This is a genomic window from Bradyrhizobium sp. S69 (assembly GCF_009766005.1).
Classification (GTDB): Bacteria; Pseudomonadota; Alphaproteobacteria; order Rhizobiales; family Xanthobacteraceae; genus Bradyrhizobium.
On the sequence record NZ_LMUK01000002.1, the window covers coordinates 1 to 18,827 of the forward strand.

16 protein-coding genes are annotated in these 18,827 nt (G+C 61.8%); 10 read left to right on the forward strand and 6 right to left on the reverse strand.

What is annotated here, in order from left to right; all coding sequences use genetic code 11:
- Window positions 1-1,113 precede the first annotated feature (1,113 nt).
- The 5 genes from GSQ88_RS00115 (at window position 1,114) to GSQ88_RS00135 (ending at window position 6,771) form a co-directional block, all read left to right on the forward strand.
- Window positions 1,114-2,640 (forward strand): sugar ABC transporter ATP-binding protein, encoded by a 1,527-nt coding sequence (locus GSQ88_RS00115; RefSeq protein ID WP_159005198.1) that lies wholly within the window; start codon window positions 1,114-1,116, stop codon window positions 2,638-2,640.
- The gene (locus GSQ88_RS00120; protein WP_159005199.1) at window positions 2,630-3,679 is read left to right on the forward strand and encodes an ABC transporter permease subunit; all 1,050 of its coding nucleotides are present in this window, start codon (window positions 2,630-2,632) and stop codon (window positions 3,677-3,679) included. Before GSQ88_RS00115 ends, GSQ88_RS00120 begins: the two co-directional genes overlap by 11 nt.
- Before the next feature lie 68 nt (window positions 3,680-3,747).
- Window positions 3,748-4,695, forward strand: a complete 948-nt coding sequence (locus GSQ88_RS00125) for an ABC transporter substrate-binding protein (RefSeq protein ID WP_159005200.1) — start codon at window positions 3,748-3,750, stop codon at window positions 4,693-4,695.
- 184 nt (window positions 4,696-4,879) lie between these two features.
- Window positions 4,880-5,917 (forward strand): aldo/keto reductase, encoded by a 1,038-nt coding sequence (locus GSQ88_RS00130; RefSeq protein ID WP_159005201.1) that lies wholly within the window; start codon window positions 4,880-4,882, stop codon window positions 5,915-5,917.
- Entirely contained in the window at window positions 5,917-6,771 is an 855-nt protein-coding gene (locus GSQ88_RS00135) for an amidohydrolase family protein (RefSeq protein WP_246735007.1), read from the forward strand. Before GSQ88_RS00130 ends, GSQ88_RS00135 begins: the two co-directional genes overlap by 1 nt.
- Here the strand turns inward: GSQ88_RS00135 and GSQ88_RS00140 are convergent.
- Both GSQ88_RS00140 and GSQ88_RS00145 read right to left on the reverse strand, forming a co-directional pair.
- Window positions 6,736-8,415, reverse strand: coding sequence for a flavin-containing monooxygenase (locus GSQ88_RS00140; RefSeq protein WP_159005202.1), 1,680 nt, complete (start codon window positions 8,413-8,415; stop codon window positions 6,736-6,738). The two genes, GSQ88_RS00135 and GSQ88_RS00140, sit on opposite strands and share 36 nt — an antisense overlap.
- A 108-nt stretch (window positions 8,416-8,523) precedes the next feature.
- Window positions 8,524-9,897: an aminotransferase-like domain-containing protein gene (locus GSQ88_RS00145; protein WP_159005203.1), complete on the reverse strand. Its 1,374-nt coding sequence runs from the start codon at window positions 9,895-9,897 to the stop codon at window positions 8,524-8,526.
- 82 nt (window positions 9,898-9,979) lie between these two features.
- Between GSQ88_RS00145 and GSQ88_RS00150 the strand changes: the two genes are divergently transcribed.
- Together GSQ88_RS00150 and GSQ88_RS00155 are read left to right on the forward strand one after the other, a co-directional pair.
- Window positions 9,980-10,405: a DUF983 domain-containing protein gene (locus GSQ88_RS00150; RefSeq protein WP_159005204.1), complete on the forward strand. Its 426-nt coding sequence runs from the start codon at window positions 9,980-9,982 to the stop codon at window positions 10,403-10,405.
- Between the two features lie 66 nt (window positions 10,406-10,471).
- Entirely contained in the window at window positions 10,472-10,846 is a 375-nt protein-coding gene (locus GSQ88_RS00155) for a hypothetical protein (protein ID WP_159005205.1), read from the forward strand.
- 4 nt (window positions 10,847-10,850) lie between these two features.
- Here GSQ88_RS00155 and GSQ88_RS00160 read toward each other — a convergent pair whose 3' ends face one another.
- Window positions 10,851-12,260 carry a polysaccharide deacetylase family protein gene (locus GSQ88_RS00160; RefSeq protein ID WP_159005206.1) on the reverse strand — a complete coding sequence of 470 codons (1,410 nt, stop codon included), beginning with the start codon at window positions 12,258-12,260 and terminating at the stop codon, window positions 10,851-10,853.
- Window positions 12,261-12,380: 120 nt separating this feature from the next.
- A complete protein-coding gene (locus tag GSQ88_RS00165) occupies window positions 12,381-13,250 on the reverse strand; it encodes a polysaccharide deacetylase family protein (protein WP_159005207.1) in 870 nt (289 codons plus the stop codon).
- An 84-nt stretch (window positions 13,251-13,334) separates the two neighbouring features.
- Between GSQ88_RS00165 and mgtE the strand changes: the two genes are divergently transcribed.
- Together mgtE and GSQ88_RS00175 are read left to right on the forward strand one after the other, a co-directional pair.
- The gene (gene mgtE, locus GSQ88_RS00170; protein ID WP_159005208.1) at window positions 13,335-14,756 is read left to right on the forward strand and encodes a magnesium transporter; all 1,422 of its coding nucleotides are present in this window, start codon (window positions 13,335-13,337) and stop codon (window positions 14,754-14,756) included.
- A gap of 69 nt (window positions 14,757-14,825) precedes the next feature.
- Complete coding sequence (locus GSQ88_RS00175) at window positions 14,826-15,152, forward strand: helix-turn-helix domain-containing protein (RefSeq protein WP_159005209.1); 327 nt, start codon at window positions 14,826-14,828, stop codon at window positions 15,150-15,152.
- A 626-nt stretch (window positions 15,153-15,778) separates the two neighbouring features.
- Here GSQ88_RS00175 and GSQ88_RS00180 read toward each other — a convergent pair.
- Both GSQ88_RS00180 and GSQ88_RS00185 read right to left on the reverse strand, forming a co-directional pair.
- A complete protein-coding gene (locus GSQ88_RS00180; RefSeq protein ID WP_159005210.1) occupies window positions 15,779-17,443 on the reverse strand; it encodes a hypothetical protein in 1,665 nt (554 codons plus the stop codon).
- 173 nt (window positions 17,444-17,616) lie between these two features.
- Window positions 17,617-17,982 carry a hypothetical protein gene (locus GSQ88_RS00185; RefSeq protein WP_159005211.1) on the reverse strand — a complete coding sequence of 122 codons (366 nt, stop codon included), beginning with the start codon at window positions 17,980-17,982 and terminating at the stop codon, window positions 17,617-17,619.
- 413 nt (window positions 17,983-18,395) lie between these two features.
- Between GSQ88_RS00185 and GSQ88_RS00190 the strand changes: the two genes are divergently transcribed.
- Complete coding sequence (locus tag GSQ88_RS00190; RefSeq protein WP_159005212.1) at window positions 18,396-18,776, forward strand: hypothetical protein; 381 nt, start codon at window positions 18,396-18,398, stop codon at window positions 18,774-18,776.
- Window positions 18,777-18,827: the final 51 nt, after the last annotated feature.

Here is an 18,827-nt window from a genome sequence, read left to right on the forward strand (position 1 = left end):
GCATACGCCCGTCGCTTATGCTTTACCATTCGACACCTCCTGGCTCTTAAAGCCTACTACAGGTGTCCACTAATTCGGAGGAGGTTCAACCCATCCTTCGAGGCTCGCAAGAGCTCGCACCTCACGGGCGAACGCAATTGCGTTCGTCCCGGGGATGACGTGAGCCGCTCGGAGTTAATTTCTGATTTTCAGAAATTGTCCTTGACTCTTGACCCAACTCAGCTGCTTAATCTCCGCATCCCGTCCCCGAGAGAGGGGGCGTTGGCCATCGTCACTGACGTTGGGGCGGGGAGCGATGGACGCGGATGCGCTTTTGACGAACGGCGCGTGAAGCGGACGGCAAAGTCGTGTGGTCCTGACGCCCCAATGGCAGGGGTCAAGTTCGCCAGAAGCTCACGCTTCTTGCGGGCGACGGTGACAAACAGGCTCTGGTCTCACCGGGGAGAGCACGGAATAAGCTGTAAAACCATTGCGCAGGGAAGGCCGGACTGCTTCCGCTGAACCTGTATGCTCATGTGCGTTTTGCTATGTTTGTTTGCACATGAGACCGCGGGTGCAGCGCGCACCCGGTCTTCCCTGCGCCCTCTCATTTTTGAGGGCAAATGATTTTGCAAACCTCGGGCGAATGCCGTCGCGAGAACACGGAGTTGTGAGTCGCGTCGTTGTTCGATGAATCCGAAAGATCCACTCACGTCGTCCCGGCCTCCGCGCCGGGACCCCAGCGTGAGCGCAATTGCGCTCATCGCGGCGGTGAGGACTCGCGTTTTCGGCAGTTGGTAGATGCCTTCAGACCAATGAACGCCAGGGGTTATGGGTCCCCGCCTGCGCGGGGACGACGGCGGTGGGTGGAACATCTTCATCAACGTCATTGCAATGATTGGAATTGTTGGTCCGAAAATCCACTGCGGAATCGGTCAATGGATCACGACCTTCCGAACCAGGCCTAGCCGGTTCCACAAAGCGATGTCGCAGTTTGCGGATCGGTGGAACCGTTCTGAGGTTCGTTCGCTATTGCCCTGCGCTGCGGCCTTTTGTTTAATGAGCAAACCGCGTTGCGCTGAAAACGAGACGCGGAAAAAATAGCGCCGCGAGAGCGCCGGGGAGGAGACACGATTGAGCGATCCAATCCTGGAGATGCGCCGGGTCTCCAAGTCCTTCTTCAGCATCAAGGCGTTGCGCAATGTCGACCTGACGGTTTATCCCGGCGAAATCCATGCCTTGATGGGCGAGAACGGCGCCGGCAAATCGACGTTGATGAAGATCTTGTCGGGCGCCTACCGGCCCGATCCGGGGGGCGAGATCCGCATCGAGGGCAAGCCGGTGCGTATCGACGGCCCGCTGGGCGGTCGCGCGGCCGGCATCTCGATCATCTACCAGGAACTCTCGCTCGCCCCGAACCTGACCGTGGCGGAGAATATCTATCTCGGCCGCGAAATCTCACGTGCCGGGTTGCTGGACCGCGGCGCCATGCGCGCCGGCGTCGGCCCGATGCTCGAACGGCTCGGCGCGGATTTCACGCCGTCGACCCTGGTGGCCCATCTGTCGATGGGTCAACGCCAGCTGGTCGAGATTGCGCGTGCGCTGCACGCCAGATCGAAGATTCTGATCATGGACGAACCGACCACCGCCCTTTCGGCGGGTGAGAGCGAGAGGCTGTTCGCCTTGATCCGCCAGCTGCGCGCTGAAGGTCTCGCCATCATCTATATCTCGCACCGCATGGATGAAGTGTATGCGCTCGGCGACCGGGTCACGGTGCTGCGCGACGGCACGCTGGTGGGCTCGCTCGACAAGCCGCAGATCCGCGCCGACACCATCGTTCGGCTGATGGTGGGACGCGAGGTCTCGTCCTTCTACAAGAAAGACCATGACCCCCGAGCGAGCCGCGGCGGCGCCGTCCTCGCCGCAATCGACATCGCCGATGGGCGGCGCGTCAAGGGGTGCTCCGTGACCGTGCATGCCGGTGAGGTCGTCGGGCTCGCGGGCCTGATCGGGGCGGGCCGCACCGAGCTAGCGCATCTCATCATCGGGGCTTCACCGAAGACCTCCGGCCATGTCGAGATCGAAGGCCGTGCGGTCAACATACGCACACCTGGCGAGGCTCTCGATGCCGGCATCGCCTATCTCACCGAAGACAGGAAGGCGCTCGGCCTGTTCCTGGACATGTCCTGCCTGGACAACATCAACCTCGCGGTACTGGGGAGGGATACCAAGCTCGGCTGCATCCTCGACCGGGACAAGGGCCGCGACCGTGCCCGCAAGGCCTTCGCAGCGCTGGGTATCCGCGCTGCGGACACAAGCGTCGCGGCCGGCGCACTCTCTGGCGGCAACCAGCAGAAAGTGCTGCTGTCGCGCTTGCTTGCAACCAAGCCGAAGGTTTTGATTCTCGACGAGCCGACCCGTGGCGTCGACGTCGGGGCGAAGTCGGAAATCTACTCGATCATCGACAATCTCGCAAAATCCGGCACCGCTATACTCGTTATCTCGTCCGATCTGCCCGAGATCGTCGGCATCTGCGACCGCGTCATTGTCATGCGCGCAGGACGCATCGCCGGCGAGATGGAGCGAACCGCGACATCGCCGTTCAGCCAGGAGGATATCATGGCATTCGCTACCGGAATGGAGCAACTCGATGCCTCCTGACAATCCTTCACCGCAAGAGGCCACGACTGCCACTTCGGGCACGCCGGGCTTCGCGACCGCGGAGACCAAGCGTCAGCGCACCAGGATGATCATACGTGCGGCCGGCATGCTGCCGGTACTGCTTCTGTTGTGCGTTGGCTTTCATTTTCTGTCGGACGGCCGTTTCTTCTCCGGCCAGAATCTCGGCATCGTGCTGCAGCAAGCCGCGGTCAACACCGTGCTGGCCGCAGGCATGACCTTTGTCATCCTCACCGGCGGCATCGACCTCTCGGTCGGTTCCATCCTGGCCGCTTCCGCGATGGCCGGGCTGATCGTCTCCACGCTTCCCGATATCGAGTTACTTTGGTTGCCGGCCGCGGTGCTCACGGGCCTCGTCATCGGCGTCTTCAACGGTGCGCTGATTGCGCTCTTGCGCCTGCCGCCCTTCATCGTCACGCTCGGTTCGCTGACCGCGGTGCGCGGTCTGGCGCGCCTGCTCGGCGCCGACACCACGGTCTTCAACTCCGCCATTCCCTACGCCTTTATCGGTAACGCTTCCCTGACGCTCGTTCCCGGTGTCGTTTCGATTCCCTGGCTTTCGGTGATCGCATTGCTCGTCATCCTTGTGTCATGGCTGGTGCTGCGACGAACCGTGCTCGGGGTGCACATCTATGCCGTTGGCGGTAACGAGAGTGCGGCACGTTTGGCGGGCATCAAGGTCCGCGCCGTGCTGATCTTCGTCTACGGAGTCTCGGGGCTGCTGGCCGGGCTCGGCGGAGCCATGCAGGCGGCGCGCCTCTATGCCGCCAACGGCCTGCAACTCGGGCAATCCTACGAGCTCGACGCGATCACCGCCGTTATCCTGGGCGGCACTTCCTTCGTCGGCGGCATCGGCTCGATCTGGGGAACGCTGGTCGGCGCGCTGATCATCGCGGTTTTGTCCAATGGTCTCATCCTCACCGGTGTTTCCGACGTATGGCAATATGTGATCAAGGGCGTGGTGATCATCGGCGCCGTAGCGCTCGACCGCTATCGGCTGCAGGGCTCGGCTCGCACGTGAAAACAAGATTCCGTTACGGCAACTGGTCCGCCGTGCCGGGAATTCAAAAAGGACCAGGGAGGAAGCCAATGTTGAAGACGATCTCGTTTGCCGGCGCCGCCGTGGCGCTGGTCCTGAGCTCCGCACCGTCTCTTGCCAAAGAGCTTAAGTCGATCGGCGTCTCGCTGGGCTCGCTCGGCAACCCGTTTTTCGTTGCCCTGTCGAAGGGCGCTGAGTTCGAAGCCAAGAAAACCAATCCCAATGTGAAGATCACGACGGTCGGCTATGAATACGACCTCGGCAAGCAGGTGACCCAGATCGATAACTTCATCGCCGCCGGCGTTGACCTGATCCTGCTGAACCCTGGCGATCCGAAGGCCATCGGGCCGGCGATCAAGAAGGCACAGGCGGCAGGCATCATCGTCGTTGCGGTGGATACCGCAGCCGAAGGCGCCGACGCCACGGTCACCACCAACAACGTCCAGGCGGGCGAGATCTCCTGCCAGTACATCGTCGATAAGCTCGGCGGCAAAGGCGACGTGATCATCGAGAACGGGCCACACGTTTCAGCGGTCATCGACCGAGTGGTCGGCTGCAAGAATGTGTTCTCCAAAAATCCGGGCATCAAGGTGTTGTCCGATGACCAGGACGCCAAGGGGTCGCGCGAAGGTGGTTTGACCGTGACGCAAGGCTATCTGACCCGCTTTACCAAGATCGACGCCGTTTTCGCCATCAACGACCCGCAGGCCATCGGCACCGACCTCGCGGCGCGCCAGCAACAACGTACCGGCATTATCATCACCTCGGTCGATGGTGCACCCGATATCGAAGCGGCGCTGAAGGATCCCGCGGCGAAACAAGTCCAGGCCTCCGCCTCGCAGGACCCTTTCTTCATGGCCCGCCGCGCCGTGCAGATAGGCGTCAGCCTTCTCAATGGGCAGAAGCCGGCTTCGACCGTCGAGCTTTTGCCCTCGAAGCTCGTGACCCGCGACAATATCGCCGAGTACAAGGGATGGACCTCGGATCGTTCGCAGTAGCCGCGTCAAGTGAAAGAGGCCGCCAATCGCGGCGGCCTTACACTGTTGTCGGGCCGGCGTGAGGAATGGAATTTCGCAAGAAGCCGGCTCGGCTCCTTGCCTTAGTTGCGACCCGGAAAAAATACGCTGTTCAAACTCTCAATGATTCGCCAGAGCGACTGGCGCACGGCAGGGAAGAAAAAACATGGTTTCGCAGTCGGCACTACCACGACGTCCGCTGGGACGGACCGCACTTGAAGTATCGTCGCTGGGTTTTGGTACCGCACCGCTCGGTGACATCTATCGGCGGCTGGATGACGGCGAGGCGATCGCGGCCGTGGAGCGCGCGTTGGCGCTGGGCATCAATCTGGTCGACACTTCCCCGCTCTACGGGCACGGCCTGTCGGAGCATCGCTGCGGGACGGCGATCAGGCGAGTGCCGCGCGACCAAATCGTGCTCTGTACCAAAGTCGGCCGCTGGATGGACCCGTTTCACGGGCGAGGCGAGGGCTCCGGCTTTGTCGGAGGTCAGCCGCACCGGGCCGTCGTCGACTATTCCTATGATGGCACCATGCGTTCGGTGGAGCAGTCGCTGTTACGCCTCGGCACCGACCGGTTGGACCTGCTGCTGATCCATGACGTCGATGTCTGGACCCACGGTGCCGATGCGATTGAACAACGGTTCGCCGAGGCGATGAACGGCGCCTATGTGGCGCTCGACCGGCTGCGCGGCGAGGGTGTGGTGAAGGGCATCGGGGTCGGCGTCAACGAGGCCGACATGTGCGTGCGTTTCGCGCACACCGGATCGTTCGATACCATGCTGCTGGCCGGTCGCTATTCGCTGCTTGAGCAGCCCGCGCTCGAGCATTTCCTGCCGCTGGCGCAACAACGCGGCATTGGTGTGATGCTCGGTGGCGTCTTCAATTCCGGTATCCTGGCGACCGGGGCGGTGAGCGGCGCCAAGTACAATTACAAGGACGCGCCGCCGACCATTCTGGACAAGGTGGCGCGGATCGAACGGGTCTGTCGCGCGCATGGCGTCGCGTTGCCAACGGCGGCGCTGCATTTTGCCCTGGGCCATCCGGCTGTCGCCAGCGTGGTGCTGGGAGCGGAAACGCCGCAGGAGGTCGAGCGCAACGTGGCCGCACTGTCCGCTCAGGTGCCGGCCGCGCTCTGGCGTGATTTGAAAGCCGAGCATCTTCTGGATGCGCAAGCGCCGGTACCGGGTACGGTGGCTGGCTGATGCGGATCGACGGCCATCATCATCTGTGGAGTCTGGCGCGCGGTGACTATGGCTGGCTGACGCCGGAGCTGGCGCCGCTCTATCGCGATTTTGGCCTGCCAGACCTGGTGCCGCATCTCGCGGCGGAGGGGATCGAGGGAACGATCCTGGTGCAGGCTGCGCCGACCGAGGCGGAGACGCTGTATCTGTTGGAGATCGCCAACACCGCCGAGCTGGTGCGCGGCGTGGTCGGCTGGACGGATTTCGACGCCGCGAACGCCGTGGCGCGCATCAATGCCCTCTGCGCGCAGCAATTGTTGGTGGGACTGCGGCCGATGGTGCAGGATATCGCCGATGACGATTGGCTGCTGCGTCCAGCCTTGGCGCCGCCGCTGGCGGCGATGGCGAGGGGAGGTCTGGTGTTCGACGCGCTGGTCAAGCCGCGCCATTTGCAAAACCTGTTGCAAATCGTCGATCGCCATTCCGATCTGACCTTCGTGCTGGACCATTGCGGCAAGCCGGCGCTTGCGAGCGGCGAGACCGCGAACTGGCGGGGCGATATTGCGCGGCTCGCCGAACGTCCCAACATCGTCTGCAAACTGTCCGGGCTGGTGACCGAGGCGAAACCCGATTGGCAAGTTGCCGATCTGCGCCGGACGGTTGACCACGTGCTCGCTTGCTTCTCCCCGCAGCGCGTGCTGTGGGGCAGCGACTGGCCGGTGGTCAATCTGGCGGGCGGCTATGCGCCGTGGCTCGCGGCTACCGGGACCTTGCTGGCGGATCTGTCACGCCACGAAAAGGCACATATCCTCGGCGGCACCGCCGCGCGTATCTATCTCTCAAGCCGGGGACGCACGCTCCCCGGAGCGCGCTGATGTTTTGACGTTTGCATGCGAGCCCGAACTGAACTCGATCTCCTGGTAGCCCTTCGCCGCGACGTCGTTGATGATGCCGACGAATTTCGGCGTGCCGCCGTTGTAGACGAAGTAGCGCACGGTGCCCTCTTCGTGACCAGCGACGTTGGAATTGTAGCCGGTGAACCACGACTTGGCTTTTCGCATCAGCATGATTTCGTACATCTTGGTCACATGCGCACTCCAGCGCTCTTGCGCCTCGCGCGTGGCCTCGGCGCGGGTGTAGCCGCGCTCCCGGATATATTGCAACAGATCCATGCACCAGTTGACACCGTTCTCGATGCCACGCGGGAAATTAGTCGAAGCGGACGCGCTTTGCGGTCCGGTCGGCATCAAGAGATTCGGAAAGCCGTGGACCAGCATGCCGAGGAAAGTGGACGGTGCATGCTTCCATTTTCCGGCCAACGTTTCGCTGCCGATGCCGCGGATATCGATCAGATCATAGGCGCCGGTGATGGCATCGAACCCGGTGGCGTAGACGATGATGTCGAATTCATATTCGCGCTCGGCGGTACGCAGGCCGTTCTCGGTGACGCAAACCAGCGGCGTCTCGCCGAGATCGACGAGATGCACGTTATCGCGATTATAGGCCTCGAAATACTTCGTCTCAAGCGGCAGGCGCTGCACGCCAAAGCCGTGATCCCTGGGGATCAGTTTTTCGGCCAGCTTGGGATCCCTGACGCGGCGGCGGATGCGATCGGCAATATATTCCGACAGCTCGGCGTTGGCTGCCTCGTCCATGAAGATCTCGCGGAAATTGGCGAGCCAGATGCCGAAGCCGGGCTCATCATACAGTCGGTCCCACAGTTCCAGCCGTTGCTCGCGCGTCACCTCGTAGAAGCCGCGGGCGTCGGGCCCGTGCAGGAAGGCGCCCGGCGTGCGGGTGCACGCGGCAAAAATCTCGTCATAGCGCGAGCGGATGTCCGCCATCTCCTGCTCGGAGATCGCGCTGTTGTTGAGCGGCGCGCTCCAATTGGGCCGGCGCTGGAACACCGTGAGTTCGCCCACCTTGTCGGCGATCTCGCCTATCAACTGAATGCCGGTGGCGCCGGTGCCGATCACGGCGACCTTCTTGCCGGCGAGATCGACCGGCTGCTGCGGCCAGTAATAAGTGTGGAACGAGCGGCCCTTGAAGTCCTCTATTCCCGCCAGTCGCGGCATGGTCGGCGCGGAAAGCAGGCCGATCGCCAGAATGACGAAACGGCACGTCAGCTCGCGGCCATCGCCGATCTTCATTCGCCACAGATCGAGCGCCTCGTCGAAGGTCATCGCCTCGACCTTGCAGTTGAACTGCATATGCTGGCGCAGATCGAATTTGTCGGCGACGTAGTTGAGGTAGCGCAGATTCTCGGGCTGGCTGGAAAAGCGCTCCTTCCAGTGCCACTCGTCGAGCAATTCGCGCGAGAACGAGAAGCCGTAGGTGTAGCTTTCGGAATCAAAGCGGCAGCCGGGATAGCGGTTCCAGTACCAGGTGCCGCCGAGGTCGGCGGCCGAGTCGAGCACGGTGGCGTCGATACCGACATCGATCAGCCGCTTGATCTGGTAGATGCCGGCCACGCCGGCGCCGACGACGATCACCTCGTAATGCGTTTTGGCCGCTCCCATCGTTTCCTGCTCCGGAATTCTGTTTTCGTTTTATTGGCTCGATTACAATCCCTTTTGCCGATGCAGGCAAGCGTTCGCGCCTGTCGTTGCGTACCGTGCGCTCCGGCCTCAGACGATCTGGACCGCGGCGAACGACGACATCGCGCCCGACAGCACCTGCAGCGCGCTGCTCAATTCCGCGCGGTTGCGGGCGGCACCGAGCGAAATGCGGATTCCACGCGGGCCGGTGTCGTCCACGGCGAACGCGTCCTCGCCGACGACGGCAAGCCCACGGCGCGAGAGATAGGCCAAAAGCTCCGGCGCGCCGCGGTTGGCGGGAAGCGGCAGCCAGATGTGATGGCTGGCGGGACGCGCCGCATAATCGATTCCCTTCAACAGCCGTGCCGCGAGCTGCTGGCGCGCGGTCGCTTCGTTCCGGACCGCGCGGATGATTTCGTCGGCGACACCGGTACGAAGCCAGTGGGTCATCAGCGCGACCATCAAGGGCTGCGGCATCTGCATCGTCGCCTGCAGCGCTGTGCGCATCGACGCTTCGGCCGCGGCGTCGGGCGCCAGCAGATAGGCGACGCGCAGGCCCGGCGAGATGCACTTGGCGACGCTCACCGCCAGATAGGTGAGTTCGGGGGCAAGTGCGGCGATCGGCGGCATCGACGGTTCCAGCGGTCCGTAGACGTCGTCCTCGATCAACGGCGTGCCGAATTTCCGGATGATCGCGGCCACTGCCTTGCGGCGGTCGGTGCGCAGCGTCGCGGTCGTCGGATTTTGCTGCGTGGGCACCAGATAGACCGCTTTCGGCTGGTGGATCCGGCAAGCTTTCTCCAGCGCATCGGGCAGCACGCCTTCCTTGTCCATGGGGACACCGATGAGGCGGACACCAAGCTTCGCCGCGGCGGCCCTTGCGCCCGGAAAGGTGAGGGCTTCCGTCAGCACGATGTCGCCCGGTGTCGTCAGCGTCAGCAGCGCGTTGAAGATAATGGCCTGCGATCCCGGAAAAATGACGACGCGCTGGTATGCGGCCTCCGGCCCACGCGTGTGCAGCCAGTCGGCGGCGGCGGCGCGGTCGTCATCGCCGCCGCCGGGCCTCAGATAATTCAGGAAGGCGCTGAAGCCGGAGGCCTGCCGGATCGATGCCAGACCCTGCGCAATGCGAAGGTCCAGGTTGGCCTCCAGCGGCTGCGGCGGGATGTTCATCGACAGATCAATCTGGACCAGAGCGGAATGGTCGGACGGCACGCGCGCGGTCGTTTCGGAAACGAACGTGCCTTGCCCGACCCGCGCCTCGATCAGGCCGCGCTTGCGCGCCTCGCCATAGGCGCGGGTGACCGTGGTGAGGTCGAGATCAAGCTTGGCCGCGAGCGCGCGGTGTGTCGGCAGCCGCTCGCCTCGCAACAGTTTGCCGCTGCCGATGTCGGCGGCAATGGCATCGACGATGCGGCGGTAGGTTGGACCGGGCCATTCGGAAAGTGTAGGGAGCCAATCCATACAATATGGTGCTTTGTCTTTGATTACCGGGCTTTGTCGGCATATTGTATGGATCAGTTCAAGCCGTCAAGGATTCGAGGCTATGACACATCCGGTTTCTCTCTCCCGCGCCATCGCTCGCGGTTTTGCAATGAAATGCCCGAACTGCGGGCGCGGCCATCTGTTCCGCAGCTTCCTCAAAGTCGCCGACCGATGCGAGGCGTGCGGCGAGGACTATACGCATCAGCGGGCCGACGACTTTCCGGCCTATCTGGTGATCGTGGTCGTCGGCCATATCGTGGTGCCGGCGCTTCTCGCCATGGAGATCGCCTACGCGCCGCCGGCCTGGGTGCAACTCGCTATTTGGCTGCCGGTCACGCTGTTCGCAGCGCTCGGTCTGCTGCAACCGACCAAGGGCGCGATCGTCGCGCTGCAATGGGCGACCGGCATGCATGGCTTCGCCGACGCCAAGCACCGCCGCGACGCCGCGTGCGGTGTCAACCCGACCGCGGACCACGCGGTGGTTTAGGAGTTTTAGCTTGATTTGCCCGCCTCGTTTGCTAGCTGACAGGCTGCTATCGATCGGAGTGGGTGCATGCAATTCGTGGGGCTTATCTATCGGTTCGTATCCAACTTCGCCTTTCTGGCATTGGTCTATTACAGCCTGAACCTGGTGGAGAAGTATCAGCAGCGCGCGATCCTTGGGATTCTCGTGCTGGTCTATGCCGGGATGCGCGCGGCATCGGCATTTCGTTCGTTTTACTTCTTCCAGCGCATCGAGCGCCTCGAACTGGAGGCCGCCCGCCTGGCGGTTCTGACCGGCGAAGGCCCGGCGGCTGCCACCGTGCGCAAGCAGATCGTCAATAACGTCTCGGTTCTGCGGCGTGACGGCGAAAGGAAATCCTATATCGACCTCTTGTTTCTGGCGCTGGTCGTCTTGTTATGCATTTCGAAGATCGTGACGGATTGAGCGATCAGACATTTCTTTTCTTGACCTGGGCAAGATGCTTGGCCGCGCCGCCGCGGCGGGCGTGCACCACGTTTGGACCTTTGTGTGCTGCGACCGCCGTTCCTCGATGGCCCTTGTGAGACACGCTCAGTTGCTTGCCGTGGCCAACGCGGTTCTTGCCGCGAAGCGCGCGGGGAGAATTGCCGACCCGCGCTGAAACGGCCTCCGGCGGCGGTTCACGCATCGCCACGACAACCGGTTTTGCGCGGGGCGCGAGTCGGGCGACCGCTTCCGGGGTCGGGCGCGGCAGTTCCGGAAGCTCGAACACGGTCGAGGCGGGAACCGGCAGCGCAACCGCGGCGCTGCTCGCGGGAAGCAGCCATTCGCGGGGCCAGGGCGCCTCCTGCGGCAGCGGAACGCCACGCACATGACGGTTCACGCGATCGAACGGCTCAGGCCGCAGCAACAGCTCTCCGTCGGCGGCTTCGAAATCCGACAGGGCCGGGCGCGCAAACATATCGGCCTTGGCAAAAACGAAATTCGGAATTTTGGGCCAGCGCGAAATCGCCACGTTCTCCGAGGTCGGATGCAGTTGCCATTCCTGTGGTTCGGTCGGCGTCGCGGGCCGATCCGGCGTCGCCGGCACCACCTGGACGATGCGATAGCCTCGCGCTTTCAGGGTTTCCAGAATCCGCGGCAGGGCTGCGACCGTTCGGGCCTGGATATCGTGCAGCAGCAGAATGCCTTTGCCCTTGGCCTCGATCCGCTGGATCGCCAGATCGTAAACCCGTTGCGACGAAATATGCCGCCAGTCGTCGGCCGGAAAATCGGCGCTCCAGGTCTGGATGCCCTGCGAGGCCAGATAGTTCTCGACCGCTTCGGCGCGCATCAGCCCGGGAATGCGCAAGAACGGCGCCAGCGATGTGTCGGCGTCAGCGCCGAGCGCGGCCTTGACCGAGGCGATGCCGTCATCGATCTCGGTCTTGGCGCGCTCGATCGGCATCTTGTTCATGGTCAAGGGGTGGTTCTGGGTGTGGGTGCCGATGGTATGGCCGGCGTCGCGCAGCTTGCGGACGCCTTCCGGAAAGCTACGCGCCATCTGGCCGATCTCGAAGAAGGTCGCCTTGATGCATTGCGCGGCGAGGATGGCCAGCACCTGATTGCTGTTGCGCGGCAACGGTCCATCGTCGAACGTCAGGACCACTTCGTGATCCCGCAACGGCAGCGTCTCGGCGTATTGCATGGTGCCGAGCTTGGTATGCTCGCGGGGATCGACCACTAGGGTTCGCGAGGTGCCCAGCGCGTCGGGATGGCCGGGACAATCGGCGGCCGACGCCGGGTGCGCGGTGCCGCAGGTCAGCAGTCCGAGGAATAGCGTGCTGCATAAAACGGCCCGGGATCGCGTCCGAAACCCTGCCGAAGCCTTACCGATCATGAAACACCGTCATTCCCGTTTTCGCCCGTTTTCGTCACCGTAAATAAACACCGCGCCATGAACGGCGCCTTAACCGTTGGACTTCGGTCCAATGCTTTGGGTTCAAGGGGAGATTTGTGTTCAAGGCGTGGCCTTGGCAGGCGCGGCGTCAGCCTTCGGGCCAGGCTTGACCTCAGGCTTGACCTCCGGCTTGGGACCAGCCGCAGCCGGCACCAGATGCACCACGTGGTAGTGGTTGTCCTTCAGATACTGCAAGAACGCCGGCACCATGTCCGCGGTGTGTTTCTGGGGATCGTGCAGCAGGATAATGCCCCTGTTGCCGGCTTCCGTGAGCCGGCCGGTGAGCAGCTTCAATTCCTCCGCCGGCGTCATCGGATTCCAGTCGCTGGCCCACAGGTCGGCGCCGAACACCACGATGCCGCGCGATTGCAGCAGATCGAGCGTCGCCGGCGTGCTGGCAAAGCCCGGGAAGCGAAAGAACGGCGTGCTCGGTGTCGTCGTGGCCGTGCCATGCAGCGCCATTTCCACCGCCGAAATGCCGTGATCGATCTGGTCGACCGCGTCCTCCGGCTTGATCTGCGAGAGGATCGGATGGGTCCAGCTATGGGTCCCGACCGTATGGCCTTCGGCGGCGATCCTGCGCACTAGTTCCGGATGTTCCGAGGCCGGTTTGCCGATCAGGAAAAATGTCGCATGCACGCATTCACGGGCCAGTGCCGCCAGCACCTTCGGGGTGGTCGCGGGCCACGGGCCGTCATCGAAGGTCAGCACGACCTCATGGTCCTCCAGCGGCAAGGTCTGCGGAAAGCTCTTCAATCCGACCCGGGGCGTGGTGGCGGCGTCGACGCTCAGAATGCGGGAGGTGCCGAGCGCATCCTTGCGCGGGCAGGTGGCTGCATGGGCGGCCTGACCCCAGATCACCGCGGCGACCAGCGCGAGGCCGAGCGAGATCGGCCTCGGGGTCGATTTCGAGCGGCTCACATTTATCATTGCGCTTGCCCTTACCCTTTGGGTAATGCGTGAAGAGACAGCACAGACCAGTTCCCCAATTCTGTCAAACCGGCGAGGCGCGGCATGGCCGAGGAAACGGATACGGCCCAGCCGGATGATGCATTGGCGTCCGACCGCCTTTCCATGCGCGATGAAGATGGCGAAATTCGCCACCAATTCGTCGAGCAAATCACCCACGCCATTCACCAGGCCGATATCCAATTGCTCCGCGCCACCGTGGCGGAACTTCACGAGGCTGATCTCGGCAACCTGATCGAAGCGCTCGAGCCCGACGACCGGGTCAAGCTGGTGGAGTTGTCGGGCTCGGATTTCCACTTCTCGGCGCTCAACGAGGTCGACGATTCCGTCCGCGAGGAGATTCTCGAGGAACTCGAGCCGGAGACCGTCGCCGAGGGCGTTCGCGAGCTTGAATCCGACGACGCCGTCGAACTGCTCGAAGGCCTCGACGAGGCGGACCAGGAAGAGATCCTGGAGAAGCTGCCGCCGTCCGAACGCGATGCGCTCGAACGCAGCCTGCTGTATCCGGAAAATTCCGCCGGACGCCGGATGCAGACCGAATTCATCGCGGTGCCGCCGGACTGGACCGTGGGGCAGGCGATCGACTATCTGCGCGACACGGCGGACCTGCCGGACCGGTTTTACGAAATCTACGCGGTCGATCATGCGCAGCATTGGCAGGGCGCGGTCTCGCTGGATGCGCTGTTGCGGGCGCGCCGGCCGGTGCCGCTGTCCGACCTGATCGACGAAAACCGCCGCCGCGTCTCGGTGCTGGACGACCAGGAGGAGGTGGCGCGGCTGTTCGGCAAATACAATCTTGTCGCAGCGCCGGTGGTCGATACCGCGGACCGGCTAGTCGGCGTCATCACCATCGACGACGTGGTCGACGTGATCGAGGAGGAGGCCGACGAGGACCTCAAGGCGCTCGGCGGCGTGACCAGCGACGAAGAATTGTCCGACAATGTCTGGACCATCGCCAAGGGCCGCTTCAACTGGCTGCTGGTCAATCTGGCGACCGCCTTCCTCGCTTCTTCGGTGCTCGGCCTGTTCGAGGGGCAGCTCGAAAAGATGGTGGCGCTGGCGGTGCTGGCGCCGATCGTCGCCAGCCAGGGCGGCAACGCCGCGACCCAAACCATGACGGTCGCGGTGCGGGCGCTGGCGACCCGCGAGCTCGGTCCGAACAATGCCTTTCGCGTCGTGGTGCGCGAGGGTCTGGTCGGTCTGGTCAACGGTCTCGCGTTTGCCGTCATCACCGGCATTGCCGCGGTTGCCTGGTTCAAGATTCCCGGACTTGGCATCGTGATAGGCCTTGCGATCGTCTGCAATCTGGTGGCCGGTGCGCTCGGCGGCATCCTGATCCCGATGGTGCTGGAGCGGGTGCGCGCCGATCCGGCGGTCGCCTCCGGCACCTTCGTCACCACGATCACCGACGTGGTCGGCTTCTTCTCGTTCCTCGGCATCGCGACGCTGTGGTTCGGGCTGAGCTAGCGGGGCTTTTATCGTTAATCGGACCTTAACGCGCTTTGCGGATGATGCCTCCTTACCTAAGGGGACATCATGCAGCGCTTGCGGCTCAAGGCGGACGGGCGGATCGTCGAATTGCGCGACGGCAGGGAAATCCCGCTTGCTCCGGTGCACCCTGTCGCGTCGCAACCTGTTGCAACGACGGCCGCGTCGCAGCCCGCGGTGCGTGACCTGCGCCGCCGCGCGCAACTGACCCAACTCGAATTCGCCGCCAAGCTCGGCGTGCCGGTCGAAACCATCCGCAACTGGGAGCAGGGCAAGCGGGCGCCGCGTGGTCCGGCCCGTGCGCTGCTCGCGGTGATCGCCCATTCGCCCGAAACGGTGTTCGCGGCGCTGTCGAGCGAGCCCGCAGCGGCCTGAGTGGATCTAGGAATGTGAGTCCGCGTTCTCGCGACATGATCTGTCCGAGCTCTGCATTTCGTTTCACCCTCTCGCAATAAAGAGGGCGCAGGGAAGACCGGGTGCGCGCTGCACCCGCGGTCTCGCGTGCCAAATGCACGTAGCAAAAAGCGCACACGAGCATACAGGTTCAGCGGAAACACTCCGGCCTTCCCTGCGCAATGGTTTTACAGCTTATTTCGTGCTCTCCCCGGTGAGACCAGAGCTTGTTTGTCACCGTCGCCCCCAAGAAGCGTGAGCTTCTCAAGAACTTGACACCTGCCATTGGGGCGTCAGGACCACACGACTTCGCCGTCCGTGTCACGCGCACTCGTCGGTTGCGCGCTTCACGTCCACCGCATCCCACCGCACGTTCGTGACGATCGCGAGCCGCCCCTCTTGTCGGGTAGGACGGTCAGATTGTTACAGTGATTTGCATTTCGGAAAAACAGAAATATTTTTATTTTTGGGGCTTGCCACGGCAGGCAAATCAGGGGTCGTGCCGGGAAGGGGAGGGGACTTGCGCCACCGAAATTGTGTGCGACTGCGGACTGGAGCACGATCCGTTTTAAGGCGTGAAAAGGTAATTAGCTTCTCAGTCATGAGCCTTACTTCATTGATCTATATGCCGCGTTGCCTTTTAGAGACTGCTCCAGCGCGGTCAACTGCTCGACGATCTTGCCGCTGACAGTCGCCGCCCCAGGAAACCGCGATGTAACGTGAGCGTCGTCAAGATAGTTCTCGATCAAATGTGCATTCAAATTCGGTACGTTGTCGCCATCGAGAGCTGGATTTGAGTGGCCTGTAAGAGCATTTTGAAGACCCTTCGTAAAAGGTGTCGTGGGATCTATCTTGAAATGCTCGAGCAACACCACATTTTGCGGTTGCAGCGCGGCCAAATTACCAAGCGCATGGACACTGGTAATTTGCACGCCTGCAATTTTACCTGAAATCGACAGAATGAGGTCGTCCGCCCGTGTGCCGGTGCTGACTTTGGCGTAGCTCACGGCACCGTAGTTTGTCGGCGATGCCAAACCGAGCACCCCAGTGCGGGACAAAAGATCGGGATGTTCATCGTGAAGTTTAGCCAGCAGCCCTTCTGCAAAAAGGTTTCCTTGCGAGTGGGCGACGACCACAAAATATTGAGTCGTCCCCGGACTGTTGCTGATCTTTGCTTTCATATCATTCACGATATCGCCAGCGAGAGGTGAATTCTTCGAATAATCGACGCCGGTCCGTATCCCCAAGACAGATAGCACGGCGCTCAACCAATCGTTCCGTATTGATTGGCGGGCTGACTCTATAAGATCGCCTCCCGCGGAGTTACCGGTAACTTTCTGTTTGTTCGCGTCCGTGAATTCCATCGCTCCGCAACGAGCAATGTTGCATCTCGCAACAGCCTCATCGACGGTTTTCCTCGCTGTGTCGGTCATGCACTGAGGTATATGCAGTTTGTCCGCGGTGGCCATGATGCATCCCGTGACCAGCATACTGGCAGGCCCGTCGATCGCCAGAGGATTGAGGCCGGAATTGTTGTAGCCAACGCCCGGCACCATGCGATGAACCTCGCCCGGCGTCGCATGGTCTTGCATTGGGCCCACCAAATGACTCGCGATCAGATTCCACCCATTTTCATAGGTTCCATAGTTGCTGCCTTTGGGAGGCGCGTTCATTCCGTTGATAAAATAATAGTTCCAGACAATCGGGGCCCCGTTGTTCTGTGGGACTGTGCGCTGGACGGCAGGTACACTATTTGGATGCGTGTCAATTGGCGCGCATTGGATGTTCGTCGGAGATCCTGGGACGGGATCGGGCCAGCAACTTCCGTCCTCGAGTCGCTTTCTCAACGGTAACGGGATCGCTGAAAAGTCGATAGTGAGTTTCGGTTTGAGCCAGCAGATTGCCCTGTCTTTGTCTGAGCCTGCTTCTGCGCCGCATCGCGCGCAACGAATGATCCGCCCGGCCCTCTCATATTCCTGCATCTGCGCTTCCGGAACGACGACGCCGGTTGCATGGTACATCTCGTTATATTTATTGCGGTTCGTTCCGCCGCATTCGCCATCTCGCCCGTATTTATAGATTTCCGCTGCAACCACCCCGGTATTCGTATTGAAGTCCTCTTGCGCCGGCGAAGGCGGGTTTTGAGGGTAATTGTTATTAAAAGTATCCGCTGCCGCCAGCGTTTGTGCGGCCGCACCGCCGGCGGTCCAGGCAATTGCGGAAAGCAAAACAAAAGCTGACAGGACGTGTATCGCTGATAAACGACCTCTCATCTTGTTTATCCTCGGCTACTCAACGGCACCGGCCAACGCGGTGAGTAGGGCTTGGTGCACAGAAAGTCTGAATACGCGTTGCCGGAGCGTCGCGTCTGGGTTCATCTTGGAATCTGCGCTCGGTTTTGGTTCCAAGCGATGCTCAAGGTATTGCTTGATCATCGCCTCGCAGGTCACCTGCGGATGCCGGACTGGGCACAGATCGCCCGTACGATGAGCTGCATTTTGGGGTCCGTCACCGGCTCCAAGGAAGGTGGCGCTGTGCCAAATGGCGTCGCGGATAAGCCCAGTTGCTTGCAGTCGGTGGCAGCAAATTTATCCGGCGCATTTGAAAGAGTGTTCTGACCTTTTTCGAAAGCCCTGATCGTCGCGACAAGGACGCCGGACTGCTCGTGTACGCTGGTGGGTTTGAAGTACACGGCTACGCCGCTAAGGTCATAGACGAGAGCAAAGTCGCTACCTGGAATAACCTGAGAAAACGCGGCGTCTGCCGCGAGAACCGAAAAGATCAAGCCGATAAGAATGGACTTTGGCTTCATGGACGACCGAGCCGATCTCTAGAGGCTGACGAACCTCGCACCAGACATCTCGATCATCAAACTACGCGATCATCAAGCTACGCGATCATCAAGCTACGCGATCATCAAGCTACGCGCGATTTCGAAATGCTCGCACAAGTTGCATTATCGAGGCCCTTTGTCAAGGGTGTGGCGCTGCGGTTTCAGTCTTCGTGGAACGTCTGGGTGCAGCTTGTGATTTTACACGCAGTCGGCCCGCCCCGAGCGCGCTGCTACTTGAAATATCCCTTCGGCTCGTTTATAAGCTCTGCACGATGTGCGAAATGCTGATCTGGCACGCACCGGCCCACCGTTGAGGTGCGGCGAGCGATCTATCGCACTCTTCCAACCCTCCTTCTTCATTTTTTCATGGTTAGGCTGTTTGGAGCATTCTCATGCCTATGATCAAGTGGTTGAATTCCCTAAGTGTTAGCCGCCGCGACCATCTCGTCATGGCCGCCTACGGATTTGCCGCCATTGTAATTCCAACACTGTTCCAGGTTGTTTACAACGATGCGCTTCTGGCTGCTGTTCTTCATGCGGAAGCGGTAACGATTGCACTCGGTCATATCCCCCTCAGCTTGTGGTCGCTCGATACCACTAGCTCATTTATCGAAAATTCGGCCATCGACGGAGGCGGCAATTTTCTCCACGTCTTGTGCGGTGGCTCGGTTTGGGTCGGCTTGTACGTATTTCCAACCCAATCCTACGCGGCGTTCGCCCCGGAGATCGGCGAACTCACCGAGCGAATTAAAGGCGCGACGAAGAAAGCGTGACTTAGTCGACCGCGGCTAGGGCCATCGGCCGGAGACAAGAACGCATCCGCA